The sequence below is a fragment of the Bacteroidota bacterium genome (assembly GCA_020402865.1).
GTDB lineage: Bacteria > Bacteroidota > Bacteroidia > Palsa-965 > Palsa-965.
In genome coordinates this window covers 1-17,075 of record JADBYT010000008.1, presented here as the reverse complement: position 1 = coordinate 17,075, position 17,075 = coordinate 1, and the positions used below count along the sequence as shown (strand labels likewise).

Annotated in this window: 15 protein-coding genes; 7 read left to right on the top strand and 8 right to left on the bottom strand. The window is 50.3% G+C overall.

What is annotated here, in order from left to right; translation table 11 throughout:
* Positions 1-59 precede the first annotated feature (59 nt).
* The 7 genes from secG to miaB all read right to left on the bottom strand — a co-directional run bounded on the left by secG (position 60) and on the right by miaB (position 6,081).
* Positions 60-440, bottom strand: a complete 381-nt coding sequence (gene secG, locus IM638_05910; GenBank protein ID MCA6362552.1) for a preprotein translocase subunit SecG — start codon at positions 438-440, stop codon at positions 60-62.
* 14 nt (positions 441-454) lie between these two features.
* On the bottom strand, positions 455-2,146 hold the full coding sequence (locus tag IM638_05905) for a hypothetical protein (GenBank protein MCA6362551.1): 1,692 nt from the start codon (positions 2,144-2,146) through the stop codon (positions 455-457).
* A gap of 15 nt (positions 2,147-2,161) precedes the next feature.
* Entirely contained in the window at positions 2,162-2,683 is a 522-nt protein-coding gene (locus IM638_05900; protein MCA6362550.1) for an LptE family protein, read from the bottom strand.
* On the bottom strand, positions 2,683-3,933 hold the full coding sequence (locus IM638_05895) for a sigma-54-dependent Fis family transcriptional regulator (protein ID MCA6362549.1): 1,251 nt from the start codon (positions 3,931-3,933) through the stop codon (positions 2,683-2,685). Before IM638_05895 ends, IM638_05900 begins: the two co-directional genes overlap by 1 nt.
* A gap of 72 nt (positions 3,934-4,005) precedes the next feature.
* Positions 4,006-4,344, bottom strand: a complete 339-nt coding sequence (locus tag IM638_05890) for a DUF86 domain-containing protein (GenBank protein ID MCA6362548.1) — start codon at positions 4,342-4,344, stop codon at positions 4,006-4,008.
* A gap of 2 nt (positions 4,345-4,346) precedes the next feature.
* Positions 4,347-4,631 carry a nucleotidyltransferase domain-containing protein gene (locus IM638_05885; GenBank protein MCA6362547.1) on the bottom strand — a complete coding sequence of 95 codons (285 nt, stop codon included), beginning with the start codon at positions 4,629-4,631 and terminating at the stop codon, positions 4,347-4,349.
* A gap of 13 nt (positions 4,632-4,644) precedes the next feature.
* On the bottom strand, positions 4,645-6,081 hold the full coding sequence (gene miaB / locus IM638_05880; protein MCA6362546.1) for a tRNA (N6-isopentenyl adenosine(37)-C2)-methylthiotransferase MiaB: 1,437 nt from the start codon (positions 6,079-6,081) through the stop codon (positions 4,645-4,647).
* Between the two features lie 244 nt (positions 6,082-6,325).
* Here miaB and topA point away from each other — a divergent pair, with 244 nt between their 5' ends.
* The 7 genes from topA to gldN all read left to right on the top strand — a co-directional run bounded on the left by topA (position 6,326) and on the right by gldN (position 16,326).
* Positions 6,326-8,758 (top strand): type I DNA topoisomerase, encoded by a 2,433-nt coding sequence (gene topA, locus IM638_05875; protein ID MCA6362545.1) that lies wholly within the window; start codon positions 6,326-6,328, stop codon positions 8,756-8,758.
* 107 nt (positions 8,759-8,865) lie between these two features.
* Positions 8,866-10,053, top strand: coding sequence for a formimidoylglutamase (locus IM638_05870; protein MCA6362544.1), 1,188 nt, complete (start codon positions 8,866-8,868; stop codon positions 10,051-10,053).
* Between the two features lie 133 nt (positions 10,054-10,186).
* Positions 10,187-11,179, top strand: a complete 993-nt coding sequence (locus IM638_05865) for a type IX secretion system membrane protein PorP/SprF (protein ID MCA6362543.1) — start codon at positions 10,187-10,189, stop codon at positions 11,177-11,179.
* A gap of 207 nt (positions 11,180-11,386) precedes the next feature.
* Positions 11,387-12,796, top strand: a complete 1,410-nt coding sequence (locus IM638_05860) for an SUMF1/EgtB/PvdO family nonheme iron enzyme (protein MCA6362542.1) — start codon at positions 11,387-11,389, stop codon at positions 12,794-12,796.
* 109 nt (positions 12,797-12,905) lie between these two features.
* Positions 12,906-13,733, top strand: coding sequence for a gliding motility protein GldL (gene gldL / locus IM638_05855; protein ID MCA6362541.1), 828 nt, complete (start codon positions 12,906-12,908; stop codon positions 13,731-13,733).
* Positions 13,734-13,784: 51 nt separating this feature from the next.
* Positions 13,785-15,437 (top strand): gliding motility protein GldM, encoded by a 1,653-nt coding sequence (gene gldM / locus IM638_05850; protein ID MCA6362540.1) that lies wholly within the window; start codon positions 13,785-13,787, stop codon positions 15,435-15,437.
* Positions 15,438-15,462: 25 nt separating this feature from the next.
* Entirely contained in the window at positions 15,463-16,326 is an 864-nt protein-coding gene (gene gldN, locus IM638_05845; protein MCA6362539.1) for a gliding motility protein GldN, read from the top strand.
* 92 nt (positions 16,327-16,418) lie between these two features.
* On the opposite strand, the gene IM638_05840 is transcribed toward gldN, so the two are convergent.
* Positions 16,419-16,877, bottom strand: a complete 459-nt coding sequence (locus IM638_05840; GenBank protein MCA6362538.1) for a hypothetical protein — start codon at positions 16,875-16,877, stop codon at positions 16,419-16,421.
* Positions 16,878-17,075 lie beyond the last annotated feature (198 nt).

Below are 17,075 nucleotides of genomic sequence, written 5' to 3'. Positions count from 1 at the left end.
AAAAAATGTCAGGCTGACATCCTGACATTTTTTATCAAACAGGTAAAATCCTGTAAATATTACTGACCGGGAGCGGGCGCCGGTGCCGGGGGCTGCTGTCCGGGAGCCGGAGCAGGTGTTACCGGTTTAGCGGCAGGCTGCTTGGATTTTGCATCCAGTTCGCCGGCTTTATCAATGGTTTTTGAGTTCGTGTCTGTTTCTTCAGGCGTTTCTGCATTCGAAACCGTAAGGCTGGTCGATAAAATGCTCATCAGCATAAGCAAACCGGCAAGGCCCCAGGTGGCTTTTTCGAGAAAATCGGTAGTACGGCGGGCGCCCATAACCTGATTACCGCCACTGAAACCGGACGCAAGTCCGCCGCCTTTGGGGTTCTGTACAAGCACAACGAGGATGAGCAGCAGGCTCACCAGGAGAATCAGAATGGAGATGACAGTTGTCATTTCAGTGAAAGGATTTATTTAGGTGTTCGCTTCAGTTCTTCAATAAGGGCTGCAAAGTAACTGCTTTTTTCCGGAAACTTCAAACTCAATTTTTGATAGGCCCGTATTGCCTTCGAAAAATTGCCCTGTTTTACGTAAATTCTGGCTAAGGTTTCGGTAATGAAATCATCGCTCTCCTGTACACTCTGGCGGGCCATGTTTACAGGGTTGTAGAACTTGTTTTTATTGGGCTTGATGCGCGGTTCCTCGCGTATAAACTTGTCGATAATCTGCTGCTTTCCGGATGGAATAACTTCTTCAGCCGGGGGCGTATTTTCGGTTTCCGGATCGGGGGCTGGTGCAACTGCTTCTGTTTCGGCCGTAGTAATTTGCGGTGAAACAACTGTTTCGGGAGACTTTGTTTCCCGCTCAGTGGGTTGGATTGTTTCGGCTGCAGGTTCGGGCGCTGGAGCCGCGTTGTTCAGTTTTTTCAGCCAGCTGCTGAAACTCAGTTCGTTGGTGGTTTCATCAGGCTCAGCCACCGGAAGTGTTTCCGTAGTTTCTGTGGCTGTGCTGGTTGAAACCACTGTTGTATTGTCTGTTGCGCCGGTGGTTGAGTCGCCGCTATGTGCTGCGGGAATCGGAATTTCGGTTGTACCGGAGGTTGAGCTTGTCGAAACCACCGGTACAACAGCTTCTGCTGTTTTGCGTGGCTGCAGTTCTTCGGGCGAGGGCCAGTGATCGTCAACTTCCTGCGTTATACTGGCGTTCACAGCGCCGGCAAGGATGAGTTGTTCTACCGGATCGGCGGGCAGTGTGGCCGGAAGTTCGAGCTGGTCGGGGGCGGTTATGACGGGTATTTCAACCTCATCGGCCGGGACTTCGGCAGCAGGTTGTATTATTACTTCGCTTACAGTCAGGTCGGCCTCATCAACCGGCTGCACCTGCCAGGTGGCGGGTTCGGTGGCGTTGTCTTCGGCTGTAATTTCCTCTTCCACCGTGCTTTCGGGCAAATCGTCCCAGTCCGAAGGTTCGGCCAGCACGTAAAGCAGTGTGTTTATTTCGTCGGCCGCAGTAGGGGCGTTGTTTACGGTGGCTGATGTTGTTTCGTTTACTGCCGTTTCGGTAACGGCGGGCGTTTCGTCTTTCGGGGTGTTTGCTGTTTCCGGCGTCTGTGGCTGAACCGGTTTAATTATTTCCGGCTGATTGCGCCAGTGGTGGAGGAGTTGAAGCTGGCGCATCATGCCGGCTTCCCATTCATCGTTTCCGGCAAAAAGTTTTTTGGGGAAGTCGGGATGAATGATTTCGTTTTCCTGTACCGGAGTTTCGGCCGGAAAATTTTCGTCAGCCACGGGCATTTGGGCCGGGGGCGAAGTTTGTTCGGCGGCCGGTTCGGGCGTGGTAACGGTGTCCTGTTCGGGTTCGGGCGCAGTTGCAATGGCGGGTGCCGGAGTTTCGGCTAAGGGTGTAGTTTCGGTAAGTGCGGGTGCGGGGGCTTTGCGTGTAATGAGTTCATACAGCATCCTGCGGTTGGAAGCATACACGGCGGCCGCTTTCAGCTGGTTGTTGTAGAGGAAGCTGTTTTCGTTGTGCAGTGTTTTGATGTAAAGCAACTGCGCGGTTTGGAAATACGGAAATGTCCGCGTCAGCGCATCGAGTTGTGCACCCGCTTCGCGGCCCAGTGTTTCGGGGGCATTCAGCCACGATGTGAGGAGTTTGGCGTTCATAGCGTGCGCGTGCGGTTACCAGGCGTTTATCGACCTGTTCATGATGTCCTGAATAAGCTGGTCGGTAATTTCCTTAATCAGCTGATCTTCTACCGCACTCAGTGTACTTGTGGCCGGGAAATCGGCAAAGCGGCTGAAATTGGTTTCAAAACTGTATTGCTCTTCAATTTTGTCCACATAATTCACGCTCACCGTAATGGTTAGCCGGTTTAACTGGGCCTGATCGGTCTGGCCGCCACCCTGAATAGCAACTGGCGCAACGGAGTAACCGGTAATTTCGCCTGTAAATTCAAGATCGGCGTTACCGGGTACAAATGTAAGGCGTGTCTGGCGCTGAATGGCGTCGCGCAGGGCTTCCGAAACGGTTTGTGGAACGGTGGCTTTTGCCAGTGGTGCTGTATTGGTAAACGTAGCCACTGAAACGGTCACTGAATCATCAAACTTCCGGCCGCCGGTAAAGCTGTAAATGCCGCAACTCTGCTCCTGAAATGCGAGCAGCGTAAGCAACAACACTACAAAAAATCCAAGCCTGCGCATCAGCCTTTTATATCGTATTCGTTTATTTTCCGGTACAGCGTGCGCTCCGAAATGCCAAGCTCACGGGCTGCGCTTTTGCGTTTGCCACGGTGCTTTTCCAGCGCACGGCGTATGAGTTCAATTTCTTTGTCCTGCAAGGATAATGAATCTTCCGTCACATCCTCGTGCAGCAGAATATCCTCGTTGGCAGGCGTCCAGCTGTTTGCATGCTGAATCACCACCGGATTGTCTGAAATCAATGAAGGGGTGTGTGCGGGTGCAGGAAGTTCGGCCACGTATTTTTGGATGCCCGGTGTTTGCTGCACCAGATCAGTATTAATTCGCCCGCCCTGAATGAGTTGTGCGGTAATGGCTTTAAGTTCGTTGAGTTCTTTACTCAGTTGCTGAATCATGGAGTAAAGAAAATCGCGTTCAGCCGGATCGCCGGCTTCGGGGCGCGAAAGCACGGGCAGGGAAGAGGACGAGGTTTTGTAATCGGGCAGGTATTTCTTCAGCGTTTCGGCATCAATCTCGCGGTTTTTTTCGATGATGGAAAGCTGTTCGGTTACGTTCTTCAGCTGGCGGATATTGCCGTGCCAGTAGTAACTGCTTAAGGCCTGTTCGGCTTCGGGCAGAAGTTTGATTACCGGCATGCGGTACTTGGTGGCAAAGTCGCTGGCAAACTTGCGAAACAGCAAATGAATATCGCCGCGTCGCTCGCGCAGGGCAGGCAGCGAAATGGGCACCGTGCTGAGGCGGTAGTATAGATCTTCGCGGAATTTGTTGCGGCTTATGGCTTCCATCATGTTCACGTTGGTGGCCGCCACCACGCGCACATTGGTTTTCTGCACTTTCGAGGAACCCACACGGATAAATTCGCCGCTTTCCAGCACACGCAGCAAACGGGCCTGTGTGGCTAACGGCATTTCTGCCACTTCATCGAGAAAAATTGTACCGCCATCAGCCACTTCAAAATAGCCCTTACGTGCTTCTGTTGCGCCGGTAAACGAGCCTTTTTCGTGTCCGAAAAGTTCCGAGTCAATCGTACCTTCAGGAATGGCACCGCAGTTTACGGCAATATACTGCCCGTGCTTGCGGCTGCTGAGCTGGTGAATGATTTTCGGGAATACTTCCTTACCGGTTCCGCTTTCACCCACAATCAGCACACTCAGATCAGTTGGCGCCACCTGCGTGGCTATATCAATGGCACGGTCGAGCTGCGGAGTGCTGCCGATAATGCCGAAACGTTGTTTTATTTCCTGTGTGGTCATTTTGTAAATCGTTCGTAGCGTGCTGTATTAGGTAAAGTCTGTTGAGGCATTGAGATTATTGTACATTCGATATCATAATTGACCCGGCAATAGTTTAGTGATTTCCTTGTGCAGTCGGGGCAAATCAGACTTAACAGTTTCCCACACAATTCTTTTATCCACTCCAAAATAATTATGAATTAATCGATCTCTCATTTTTGCCATGTATCGCCATTCAATTGAAGGATACTGTTCAGTAAAGTCTGAAGAAATATTTTTTGTGGCCTCTCCCATTATCTCAAATTGTCTTATTACTGCATCCTGTCGCATCCTATCATTCAGGAAGTCATCCCTTTCAACCTGTTCTGTATATAAAAGAATCTGGTTAATCGCATCAAGGATATGTTCAATATAAATCATATCATCCTTCATAGTCATATCAGTGATTGGAAGTCTTTAAAAATATATTCTTTTAGTCTGGAATTATGAATTGAAGCCAGTGTAACAATATCAAAACGTTTTCCGGTTTTTTTCGATAATTCCTCTTCCAGTTTTATCAGATCAAAAAGCGTGATGGGCATTCGTATATCAATCAATAAGTCAATATCACTGTCTTCACGCTCCTCGCCGCGTGCATACGAACCAAAGAGCCCTATCATACTTGGCTGATAGGGTTTGAGTGTTGTAATGATTAGATTATTCAGTTCGTTACGTGTCATTTTGGTTTGGTTTTCACTCCACCACCGTTCCAATCAACGTCGTCTTCGTGCAGCGATCCACCAGCACATTCACATACTCACCGGGCTTATGATTTCCTTTCGGAAACACCACCACGGTGTTCTGTGTGTTGCGGCCCATCCATTTATCCTCGTCGCGTTTGGAGGTGTGTTCGATGAGTACGCGGTGCACTTTTCCAACCTGCGCTTTGGTGCGTTGCTCGGAATGTATTTGCTGCATGTCGATAATCTCGGTAAGGCGGCGTTTTTTTACTTCTTCCGGCACATCATCCTCAAACTGGCGCTCGGCCATGGTTTTGGGGCGCTCGGAATACGCAAACATGTATGCGAAATCGTATTTCACGATTTCCATGAGCGAAACTGTTTCGCGGTGCTGCTCTTCGGTTTCGCCGCAGAAACCGGTAATTACATCGGTGCTGATGGCGCAATCGGGCATGATGCGGCGGATGGACTCGATGCGGCTGATGTACCACTCGCGTGAGTAGCCGCGGTTCATGCGCTCGAGCACTTCGCTGTTGCCGCTTTGCACAGGCAGGTGAATGTATTTGCAAATGTTGTCGTACTTCGCCATCGTGTACAGCACCTCGTCGGTCATGTCTTTCGGGTGCGAAGTACTGAAACGGATGCGCAGGTCAGGATGCACAAGGGCAACCATTTCAAGCAGTCGGGCAAAGTTCACAGCTGCGGCACGCTGTTCGTCGGTAAGAATTTCTTTTTTCAATCCGCCCCCGGCCCAGAGGTACGAGTCCACATTCTGACCGAGCAGCGTAACCTCGCGGTAGCCGCGTGCAAAAAGATCGCGGGCTTCTGCCACAATGCTTTCAGGGTCGCGTGAGCGTTCGCGGCCACGGGTGAACGGCACTACGCAAAACGAGCACATGTTGTCGCACCCGCGCATAATGCTGATGAAGGCGGAAACGCCGTTGCTGTCAAGGCGCACAGGGGTAATATCGGCGTAGGTTTCTTCCTTCGAGAGGATCACGTTCACTGCCTTATGTCCGCCTTCCACTTTGCTGATCAGGTTGGGCAAATCGCGGTAAGCATCCGGCCCCACCACAATGTCCACAATCTTTTCCTCGTCGAGGAATTTATGCTTGAGTCGCTCGGCCATGCAGCCAAGTACGCCCACCACCATGTCGGGCTTGTTTCGCTTGGCGGCTTTAAACTCGCTCAGGCGGTTGCGCACGCGCTGTTCGGCGTTTTCGCGGATGGCGCAGGTGTTTACAAAAATTACATCCGCCTCGGTATAGTCTTTTGTGGTGGTGTAGCCCTGATCTTTCAGGATTGACGCCACAATTTCACTGTCAGAAAAATTCATCTGGCAGCCATAACTTTCCAGAAACAGCTTGCGTGTTCCGGTTTCGGCCTGGCCGTCGAGCATGAGTGCTTCACCCTGGCGGGTTTCGTCGATCACTTTTTCTACTTCGTTCATTTTTTTGCGCTTCCCGGAAAAACGGAGAAGGGGTGCAAAAGTAGGGAAAAATACCCGATCTGCCAAAATGTCAGTTAAGGTGTAAAAAAAATTATTTGCGGGGCTTTACGTAGTAAAGGGGGGTAAAAACAGGAAATAAGTGAGGGATCAGATTTGCAATTTTGGTTTTGCTTTGTTTTTCTTTGCACCCCCCGGCTGAAATCCGGGGCACTAATTTGTTGAATGTTTAAGTAACACATTTTGTATGGCAAAGAATCTTGTAATTGTGGAGTCGCCTGCGAAAGCCAAAACCATAGAAGGCTTTCTGGGCAAGGATTTTTTAGTGAAGTCGAGCTTTGGCCATGTGCGTGATCTGGTGAAGAAAGGACTTGCGGTGGATACCGAAAAGGGATTTACACCGCATTACGAAGTATCGCCCGACAAGGAAAAAGTAGTGTCTGAGCTTCGCAAGCTGGCCAAAGACGCCGAGGTTGTGTGGCTCGCAACTGATGAGGACCGCGAAGGAGAAGCCATTTCATGGCATTTGTTTGAAACACTTAAACTCAGGCAGGATAATACGCGCCGCATTGTATTTCATGAAATTACCAAGCCGGCCATTCTCAAAGCCATCGAACAACCGCGCACCATTGATCTGCATCTGGTTGATGCGCAGCAGGCCCGCCGTGTGCTCGACAGGCTGGTGGGTTTTGAGCTTTCGCCCATTTTGTGGAAGAAAGTAAAACCCTCACTCTCGGCCGGCCGTGTGCAAAGTGTGGCCGTGCGTCTCATTGTGGAGCGCGAACGTGAAATTATCGGCTTTGAAAGCACTTCGGCATTTCGCGTTACTGCTATTTTCGATGTAAACGGCCAAAGCATGAAGGCCGAACTGGGCACACGTTTCAGCAATGCAGCAGCTGCACAGGCATTTCTCGAAAAATGCCGCAATGCGCAGTTTACCGTAAGCAGTCTCGAAACAAAGCCTGCACGCCGTTCGCCCGCCGCACCGTTTACCACATCCACGCTGCAGCAGGAAGCCAGCCGCAAATTAGGCTTCTCGGTAAAGCGCACCATGACCGTGGCCCAGCGCCTTTACGAAAGCGGTAAAATTACTTACATGCGTACCGACTCAGTAAACCTTTCGGACCTTGCCATGGATGCGGCGGCCGGCATGATCGGACGCAATTACGGGGAGAAATATTCTAATCCGCGCCGTTACAAAAACAAAAGCAAAGGCGCGCAGGAAGCACACGAAGCCATACGCCCCACATACCTCGAAAACAGTACGATTGACGGTGAGCGCGACGAGCAACGCCTCTACGACCTGATCTGGAAACGCACGGTGGCCTCGCAAATGGCCGATGCCGAACTCGAAAAGACTACTGCGGTAATTACCATTTCAACCACCTCAGAAACCTTCACCGCGCAGGGCGAAGTGCTCAAGTTCGACGGTTTTCTGAAAGTATATATGGAAGGCACCGACGAGGAAGGCGAAGAAAAACAGGAAGGCATGCTGCCCGCACTGCGCGAGGGCGAAACGCTCAATGCCCGGCACATTGCGGCCACACAGCGTTTTACCCATGCCCCCGCCCGCTACACGGAAGCCAGCCTGGTGAAAAAGCTCGAAGAACTTGGCATTGGCCGTCCTTCTACCTACGCGCCAACCATTTCAACCGTGCAGGACCGCGAGTATGTGGTGAAAGAAGACCGTGAAGGGCGTGAGCGCGGCTATGAAGTAATTACGCTCGAAAAAGGGCAGATTACTTCCGAAACCAAAACAGAAACCACCGGTGCCGAAAAAGCCAAACTTTTCCCCACCGATATCGGTATGGTGGTAACCGACTTTTTGCAGCAGTATTTTCCGAAAATCATGGACTACAATTTCACCGCATCGGTGGAGGAGGAGTTTGATGAAATTGCAGAGGGGAAAATGGACTGGCGCAAAATGCTCGATCAGTTTTACCGTCCGTTCCACAAGGATGTGGAGGAAACTGCCGAAACATCGGAGCGCGCCAGCGGCGAACGTTTGCTGGGCACCGATCCGCAGAGCGGCAAAAACATGTATGCCCGTGTAGGCCGCTATGGCGCGCTGGTGCAAATTGGCGAGAGCGACGACCCGGAGAAAAAGTTTGCCAGCCTGCGCAAAGATCAGCGCCTGGAAACAATTACCGTGGAAGAGGCGCTCGACCTGTTTAAGCTGCCGCGTGTTGTGGGCTTGTTTGAAGGCAAGGAAATGAAAGCCAATATCGGCCGCTTTGGTCCGTACATTGTACACAACAGCGCATTTGTATCCATCCCGAAAGGCGACGATCCGATGTCGATTACCGAGGAACGCGCTATTGAGCTGATTGAGGCCAAGCGTAAAGCCGATGCGGAGAAGGAAATTAAAGTGTTCCGTGAGGAAGGCCGCGAAGATGTGCGCCTGCTCAACGGCCGCTGGGGCCCGTATCTGGCCATCGGCAAAAGCAACTACAAACTGCCCAAGAATACCGATCCGAAGATTCTGAGTCTGGATGAATGTCTGGCAATGGCTGCCGAGCAGGATAAAAATCCTTCACCCGCCCAGCGTAAAGCCGCCGCAAAAAAAGCATCGGCCGAAAAAGTGAAGGAGAAAAAAGCCCCGGCCGCAAAAAAGAAAGCCCCGGCCGCAAAGAAGGCAGCGCCAGCTAAAAAAGCAGCTAAAAAGGCCACAAAGAAGTAGCCGCACACGTTTTCAACATCCGGTTTACAATATCTCATACAGCCCGCCAACCCGGCGGGCTGTATCTTTTCTCCATCTTTGTGTTATAACCATCAGAACAGCATCTCATGTCAATCGCTACAGACTATTCAGACTTTTTCACGCCGGTCGATTTTGAACGGATCTCGGGCGGGCGGCCTTATCAGGCCTCCCAGTTCGGAAGTCTGATGCGTATTCATACCTCCGAAAACGGCTACCCCACACACGAAGGCGCAAAAATGGCGCTCATTGGTGTATGCGAAGGCCGCCGCACACCGGGCAACGACGGCTGTTCAATGGCGCCCGATACGGTACGCGAATACCTCTACCGCCTGCATGCCGGCCACTGGCCGCTGCACATGATTGACCTCGGCAATATCAATGCCGGGCATACACCGGCCGATACCGATTACGCCCTGAAAACCGTAATGGGGGCACTGCTCCGGCAAAATATCATTCCCATTATTCTTGGCGGGGGACAGGATTTAACCTACGCCCAATATCTGGCCTACGAAGCCATTGAGCAAACGGTAAACCTGCTGGCCATTGATCCCATGTTCGATATCGGTGATTCGGGTGATGAACTGAACAGCAGTTCGTACCTGAGCCGGATTATTCTGCACCAGCCCAATTTCCTGTTCAATTTCAGCAACCTCGGCTACCAGACCTATTTCGTCGAACAATCGTCGGTGGAGCTGATGGGTAAATTGAATTTCGATGTGCACCGCCTCGGGCAGGTGCGCAGCGCCCCCGAACTGGCCGAACCGGTAATCCGCAATGCCGATCTGATCAGCTTTGATATGGGTGCGGTGCGTTTGGGCGAAGCACCCGGCAACGCCAATGCCACCCCCAACGGCTTTACCGGCGATGAAGCCTGCCGCCTGGCCCGGTATGCCGGTATCAGCGATAAGCTCAGCTCGTTTGGCATCTACGAAATAAACCCGGCATTTGATTTTCGCGGCCAGACCGCTCACCTCGCCGCGCAAATGGTATGGTGCTTTGCCGATGGCTTTTATAACCGGAAACAGGATTTCCCGTTTACCGACAAAACCGATTACACCCGTTTCAGGGTTTTCCTGAAGGATCACAAGCACGAAATTGTGTTTTACAAAAGCTCCCGCAGCGACCGCTGGTGGATGGAGGTGCCCTATCCGCCCAATCAGAAATTACGTTTCGAACGGCATGCGCTGGTGCCGTGCAGTTACAATGACTACGAAGTGGCCTGCAGCGAGGAAATGCCCGACCGCTGGTGGCAGACTTTTCAAAAGCTGAGTTGAAAACCGAACCCCGGAAAGAAAAACGAACATGGAAACGTTGAAAAATACTTGGATAATCAAAACGAATAACTATCTTAGCCACCGCCTGAGTACTATTAACACAGGAAAACGTGTGGCAAAACACTTGCGACCTATGAAGAAAACCCTTACTACGCTTGCATTTGCGGTATTTGCACTCACTGCCTCGGCGCAGCAGGATCCGCAGTTTACCCAGTTCATGTTTAATAAAATGTTCATGAACCCGGGCTACGCCGGCATCCGTCATGCACTCTGTTTCTCGGGTATTGCCCGCCAGCAGTGGGCCGGTTTTGACGGTTCACCCCAGAGTGGTGTATTTTCCGGCGACATGTTCCTGCCGAAACTTAGAGGCGGCGTTGCCCTTAACGTAATGTATGATAAGCTCGGTTTCGAGCAGAATATGGCTTACCGTGCAGCTTATTCATTCCATATTCCGATTAAAGGCGGTTATGAGAATGGCGGAAGCACCCTCGGCATCGGTCTCGAACTGGGCGCGCTCAGCAAACGCGTAGGCCCGCAGGGCTCAAGTCAGCAGTGGCTGGCCACTACCAACTGGCAGCAGGACGGCTCTATCCCCCCGCTGATCAAGAAAACCAATTTCGATATGGGCTTTGGTATCTGGTTCCAGCGCCAGAACATGTGGTTCGGCGCTTCATCCACCCACCTCCCGGCTTCGACTATTGACGACGGAAGCGTAACTATTGGTACAACACCTCACTCACTCGCTTACAAGCTGGCCCGTCACTACTTCCTCACCGGTGGTATGAACTTCCCGCTTGGCAACTGGGAACTCCGTCCGTCTTTCCTCGTGAAATCAGACGCTACGGTTACTCAGTTCGATATTAATGCACTTATGGTATATAACAATCAGTTCTGGGGTGGTCTTTCTTACCGTTTCCAGGATGCGATATGCCCGATGATTGGTTTTCAGAAGCAGGTGGGTGATAACCCGGATGCAGGTTTGAAAATCGGTTTTGCATACGATTTTACTACTTCACGCCTGAATGACTATAATAATGGTTCTTTCGAGCTGTTTGTAAACTATTGTATCCCGATCGTTATCAAAACAGTTCGTGAGGGTCATGGTTCTGTCCGAATCTTTGATTAATTTGGGCGCCTGATCGGAAACTAACCATTAAGTAACAAAAAGACATTATCTTCGTAAAAACGATTTCATATATGTAGAAGTCATCATGTGGAGGCACATGATGATTTTCTGCATGATGAGGGCAATTTGGGAAACGTTGCCAGCGTTTTTAATAAAGGAACACCTGAAAAGGAAACTACTTTACAAAGGGAAACTAAAGGAGGCAAAATGAAACGACTATTGTTTCTGGGTTCGATAACGATGCTTGTTGCATCTTCGTGTAATACGGAGAATGGACAGCTGATGGGCGTACAAGATCGTCCGGGATGGTATCCGTTCGACCCGTATGGAATGCTGTATTGCCCGATGGGCAGCTACAACATGGGCCCCAGCGATGAGGACATTCCGTATGCACACACCACTAAGTCCAAAACGATCTCATTGCAGGCGTTTTACATGGATCAGACTGAGATCTCGAACAACGAGTATCGTCAGTTTGTATATGATGTAAGGGACTCCATCGCCCGTCGTCTGCTCTCCGAGGAGTTTGAGGAATTCCTCATTCTCGAAGAAGATTTCCGTGGCTATGAAGACAATGGCCCTGTTTACATTGGCGATGATTATCCTGATCCGCCGCCGCTGAACCGTGCCGAAAAAGTGGACTGGGGTGAAACCACCGTGGAATACAAGGAAGCCCTTGATCCCATGTATCTTCCTGCCAACGAGCGTTTCTGGGGCCGCAAGGAAATTGATACGCGTAAACTCATTTATGAGTATTACCGTATCGACCTGAAAACGGCTGCCAAGAAGGCAAACCGTTTTGTCCCCAAAACCACCCCCGGCCAGAACGGCCGTCAGTGGCCTACCGGACAGGGAAGCTATACTGTAAATGGTAAATCCGGTCTTGATCGCAGTGTGTTCATTATTAAGGATATCATTAACGTATATCCCGACACACTTGCCTGGATTCACGATTTCACCTATTCGTTTAACGAGCCGATGACCAACATGTATTTCTGGCACCCGGCTTACGACGATTATCCGGTGGTTGGAGTAACCTGGCGTCAGGCCCGCGCGTTCTGCGTATGGCGTACCATGCTGCTCAACAACTTCCTTTCGAGCAACGACGAAGCTACGGTTCAGGATTTCCGTTTGCCTACCGAGGCAGAGTGGGAATACGCCTCACGTGGTGGTCTGCAGCTCAGCCCGTATCCCTGGGGCGGTCCTTACATTCGTAATGCCCGTGGCTGCTTCCTCGGTAACTTTAAGCCGATGCGCGGTTCGTATATCGACGACGGTGGTTTCCACACTGTAAATATCTTCGCTTACAACCCGAACGACTGGGGCTTCTATTGCATGGCGGGTAATGCTGCTGAGTGGACCTCAAACGCTTTCGACGAGTCTGCTTATGACTTTATGCACGATTTGAACACCAACTACGAGTACGAAACCACTGTACAGGATGAAAATGTACCTGTACTGTGCCGCAAAGTAATCCGCGGCGGTTCCTGGAAAGACGTTGGATTCTATCTGCAGAACAGCTCACGCACCTATGAATATCAGGATACCGCAAAATGTTATGTGGGTTTCCGCTGCGTGATGACTTTCCTTGGTCGTTCAAAAGACGACGCCCTCTAAACCGGACACACTCCTCTACCAAATAGTTTAATATTTAACCTTAACCAAACAAACAAGCACACCAATGAGCGGTAACAGTCTCTTTGCAAGTAAGAAGTGGAAAAACTTCATGGCCAAGCTTTACGGTTTTGGCGCAGCAGTTGTAATCGTAGGAGCTCTCTTTAAAATCATGCACTGGCCTTTTGCAGGTCCTATGCTTGTAATCGGACTTGGAACGGAGGCCGTAATCTTCTTCTTCTCTGCATTTGAACCTTTGCATGAAGACGTTGACTGGACGCTTGTTTATCCTGAACTTGCCGGAATTAATGACGAGGAAGGTGGACGTGGACGTGAACTTGCTTCTGCTTCGAAAGAAGGTGATTCAATCACCGGTCAGTTAGACAAGATGCTTGAAGAAGCGAAAATAGGACCAGAGCTTCTCGAAAGTCTTGGTCAGGGCTTCCAGCGTTTGAGCGACAGCACCCAGAAACTTGGAGAAATTGCTGATGCCAGCGTGGCTTCTAAAGAGTTCTCTGACAATATGAACAAGGCTTCGGGCACCGTATCTGCGTTGTCTCAGGCTTATGAGCGCGCCAACGAAAGCGTGAGCAGTTCAGTTGATCAGCTTGCCGGTGCTTATGGCCGTGCAGCCAAAACGCTTGAGTCGTTTGCACTTGCCAACGAGGAGTCGCAGAACTACAACGATCAGCTTGGTAAAATTTCCAAGAACCTGTCGGCTCTCAACGCAGCCTACGAACTTCAGCTGCAGGGTTCGAACGAGCACCTCAAAGCCACCAACACCCTTTACGAAGGAATTGGCCGTGTACTGAGCAACCTCAACGAATCACTCGACGATACTCAGAAGTACCGTCAGGAAATCAACACGCTCGCTACAAACCTCGAGCAGTTGAATACCGTGTACGGCAATATGCTCACCGCAATGAATGTTCGCCGCTAATTGCGGCTGTAACCAACTAAACGTCAAACGTAACCAAGGAGGTTTACAGCAATGGCAGGTGGAAAACAAACTCCGCGTCAGAAGATGATCGGCATGATGTATCTCGTGCTGACCGCGCTTCTCGCGCTTAATATCTCGAAAGAGATTATCAACTCCTTCATCGTAATTGAAGAAGGTCTGGTTAATACCAACCGTGGTATTGACGGCAAGAACGGTCTGCTTTATCAGCAGTTTGCTTCAGCCATGGCTAACGATGAAAAGAAGGCCAAACCGCTTTACGACAAAGCCATGAAGGTAAAAGAAGAAGCGAACAAGCTCTTCAAATACATTCAGGATCTTAAAGCAGAGCTTAAAGCTCAGGTTGAATTCGGTCTTGCTCCCGGCGATAAAGATCCGGCTAAGATTAAATCCGGTGATACGCTGCGTGCGAAGTGGCTTACCAAGCCCGATGATTATGATATCCCCACCAATTTTATGATTGGTGATGATCCGGCCTCAATTGAAGCGACCAAGCCTTCTGCCGTGCTCAAAAAGAAACTTGCTGAATACAAGAAGTTTCTGCTGGGGCAGCTTGATGAAAAGGCCAAAGCTTCAATTGGTAAAAACCTGAGCATTCTTGATACGCCCGATCAGTATTCAAAGGATAACGAGAAAATGGTTTCGTGGGAATGGTACAATTTCTACCACATGCCCGTATCGGCCATGCTTGCCAACCTTGCACGTATTCAGAATGACATCAAAAATACCGAAGGCGACGTGGTGAACGAGCTTCTCAGCTCAATCAACAAAAACGACTTCAAATTTGATGCTGTGGCTGCACGTGTAATTGCTCCTACAAGCTATGTACTTACCGGTGAGAAATACACCGCCAACATCCTTGTAGCTGCTTACAACTCCACACAGGCTCCGTCTGTATGGCTGTGCAAAGTGGATACTGTAACCGGCAAGCCTATTGGTCCGATTGACTCAACTACCGTGAAGCCTGGTGCTGACGGCATGAGCCTTTACGAAGTGAGCGCCGGTTCAACCGGTTTGCAGCAGTGGTCAGGTCTTATCCGTGTGAAAAAGCCCGATGGCACTTACTCTTCGTATCCGTTCAAATCGGAGTACATGGTAGCTGCGCCTTCGGCTGCGGTATCACCCACCAAAATGAACGTGTTTTACATTGGTGTGGACAATCCGGTTAGTATTTCAGCTGCCGGTGTGGCTCCCAGCGATATTACACCTTCAATGACAGGCGGAACAATTACCTCTGCCGGTAAGCCGGGTGATTATATTGTACGTGTATCACAAGGTGCAAAAGCAACCATCAGCGTAAACGCCAAACTGAACGGCGCCAGCAAGTCGATGGGTAGCTTCGAGTTCCGTATTAAGCGTGTACCGGATCCGGTAGCTTACCTCGGCAACATCAAAGGCGACGGACAGATGAACAAAGGTGAGCTCAATGCAGCCAGCGGTATCTTTGCCCGTATGGAAAACTTCGATTTCGACCTTTCGTTCAAAGTGGTATCGTTCGTGATGTCGATGAACGTAAACGGCGTATTCGTGGATAAAAAAGCCAACGGTCCGGCGCTAACACCAGAAATGAAAACACTTCTTGCCAGCGCGAAGCCCGGCGGGAAAGTGTTCTTTGAACAGATTACGGTTCAGGGCCCCGACGGATCGCTCCGTAAAATCCCTGGTGTGAATATTAAAGTGAAGTAAACAATCTTCTGAAGGAGGATTCATCATGAGAACCATCAAGTTTGCTTTGTTACTGATTGTTGCCGCAGCATTTTTTGCGCAGATCGGTCATGCTCAGGTACTTGATCCTACTTTCCCTGATCAGATCTACAACAAGGAAAATACGATCAACCGCCGCCCGATTCCTTACACCCATCTCCGCGAGGCTGATGTGATGTGGTCGAAGCGCGTATGGCGTACCATTGAACTTCGTGAGAAGTTCAACCACCCGCTGTACTATCCTGAAACACCGATCAACAACCGCAAAAGCCTGTTTGACGTAATCAAAAAGGCACTGCTTGATGGCGATATCTTTGCCTTCGACAATGCGGCACTTGACGATGAGTTTCAGGTGAAAATGTCGAAAGCCCAGCTGCAGGATCTTTTCGTGCAGGTTGACTCGACACAGCAAACTGAAGACCCGAACAACCCGGGCACTTACATTATTTCGCCGGTTCGTACGGAACTTACCTCGATTGATGTAAAGGCCTACTGGATTAAAGAAGACTGGTTCTTCGATAAACAGCGTTCGGTGATGGATGTGCGCATCCTTGGTTTGTGTCCCCTTCAGGAAAAGAAAGACCCGTCGAGCGGCGAGGTGGTAGGTTACAAGGCCCTTTTCTGGGTTTACTTCCCGCAGTGCCGTCCGGTATTTGCCCGCAGCGAGGTGTACAACACCAAGTCTGATGCCGAGCGCCGTTCACTCGACGATATTTTCTGGAAGCGTATGTTCCAGAGCTACATTCACAAAGAAACCAACGTGTTTGACCGTACCATCCGTGGCTACACACAAGGTCTTGATGCCTTGTTTGAGTCGGAGCGTATTAAGAACGACATCTTTGTGTATGAGCATGATCTCTGGCACTTCTAATACGAAAACAGTATAAGCAAAACGGGCGATGAATTTTCATCGCCCGTTTTTTTTGATCAGTATGTGAATGTGTGAGTACAAACGGATGCGGTTTATTTATTGATGCGCTTTTTACCTTCTTCGGTGAATGTAATTTTTTTGCCGCGTGTCATCACCTTAATGTGTTCGACACGGCGGAATCGTAGGGCCGACCAGTCTTCGTCGATAGCTACCATGCGTACCGGTTCGAAGCCTTGATCGCCCACGCTGTTCCAGCCGGTGTCGCGGTTAAAATCACATTTGTAGCGTTTAGAAGTGCCTTTGGGATAGGCAAACCAGATCATTCCATCGCCATCGAGCAACTGTGCGAGTTTGGGAATGAGCTGGTCGATTTCGGTTTGTTTGGTAACGAATGCGAGGGCGAATTGAAGCGATTTTATTCCTGCGAGTTTTTCGCGGATGGGGGTGAATTCGTTCATCGCTTCGATGTGTGTGCGGAAGCTGTCCGGGGCGTTGAGGACGAGGAGTTCGGGTTGGGATTTTACGTTGAGTTTTTTGAAGATCGGATCCATGTGATCTGTTTTTTATTCGCTTTGTGATTGATTGTTCGCTGCGCTCACTGTGATTGATTGTTCGCCGCGCTCACTGTGATTGGTTGTTCGCTGCGCTCACTGTGATTGGTTGTTCGCTGCGCTCACTGTGATTGGTTGTTCGCTGCGCTCACTGTGATTGGTTGTTCGCTGCGCTCACTGTGATTGGTTGTTCGCTGC

Excerpts from the sequence above, each read along its gene's own strand:
- secG (MCA6362552.1), bottom strand. The coding sequence starts at position 440 with ATGACAACTGTCATCTCCATTCTGATTCTCCTGGTGAGCCTGCTGCTC.
- IM638_05905 (MCA6362551.1), bottom strand. The coding sequence starts at position 2,146 with ATGAACGCCAAACTCCTCACATCGTGGCTGAATGCCCCCGAAACACTG.
- IM638_05900 (MCA6362550.1), bottom strand. The coding sequence starts at position 2,683 with ATGCGCAGGCTTGGATTTTTTGTAGTGTTGTTGCTTACGCTGCTCGCA.
- IM638_05895 (MCA6362549.1), bottom strand. The coding sequence starts at position 3,933 with ATGACCACACAGGAAATAAAACAACGTTTCGGCATTATCGGCAGCACT.
- IM638_05890 (MCA6362548.1), bottom strand. The coding sequence starts at position 4,344 with ATGAAGGATGATATGATTTATATTGAACATATCCTTGATGCGATTAAC.
- IM638_05885 (MCA6362547.1), bottom strand. The coding sequence starts at position 4,631 with ATGACACGTAACGAACTGAATAATCTAATCATTACAACACTCAAACCC.
- miaB (MCA6362546.1), bottom strand. The coding sequence starts at position 6,081 with ATGAACGAAGTAGAAAAAGTGATCGACGAAACCCGCCAGGGTGAAGCA.
- topA (MCA6362545.1), top strand. The coding sequence starts at position 6,326 with ATGGCAAAGAATCTTGTAATTGTGGAGTCGCCTGCGAAAGCCAAAACC.
- IM638_05870 (MCA6362544.1), top strand. The coding sequence starts at position 8,866 with ATGTCAATCGCTACAGACTATTCAGACTTTTTCACGCCGGTCGATTTT.
- IM638_05865 (MCA6362543.1), top strand. The coding sequence starts at position 10,187 with ATGAAGAAAACCCTTACTACGCTTGCATTTGCGGTATTTGCACTCACT.
- IM638_05860 (MCA6362542.1), top strand. The coding sequence starts at position 11,387 with ATGAAACGACTATTGTTTCTGGGTTCGATAACGATGCTTGTTGCATCT.
- gldL (MCA6362541.1), top strand. The coding sequence starts at position 12,906 with ATGGCCAAGCTTTACGGTTTTGGCGCAGCAGTTGTAATCGTAGGAGCT.
- gldM (MCA6362540.1), top strand. The coding sequence starts at position 13,785 with ATGGCAGGTGGAAAACAAACTCCGCGTCAGAAGATGATCGGCATGATG.
- gldN (MCA6362539.1), top strand. The coding sequence starts at position 15,463 with ATGAGAACCATCAAGTTTGCTTTGTTACTGATTGTTGCCGCAGCATTT.
- IM638_05840 (MCA6362538.1), bottom strand. The coding sequence starts at position 16,877 with ATGGATCCGATCTTCAAAAAACTCAACGTAAAATCCCAACCCGAACTC.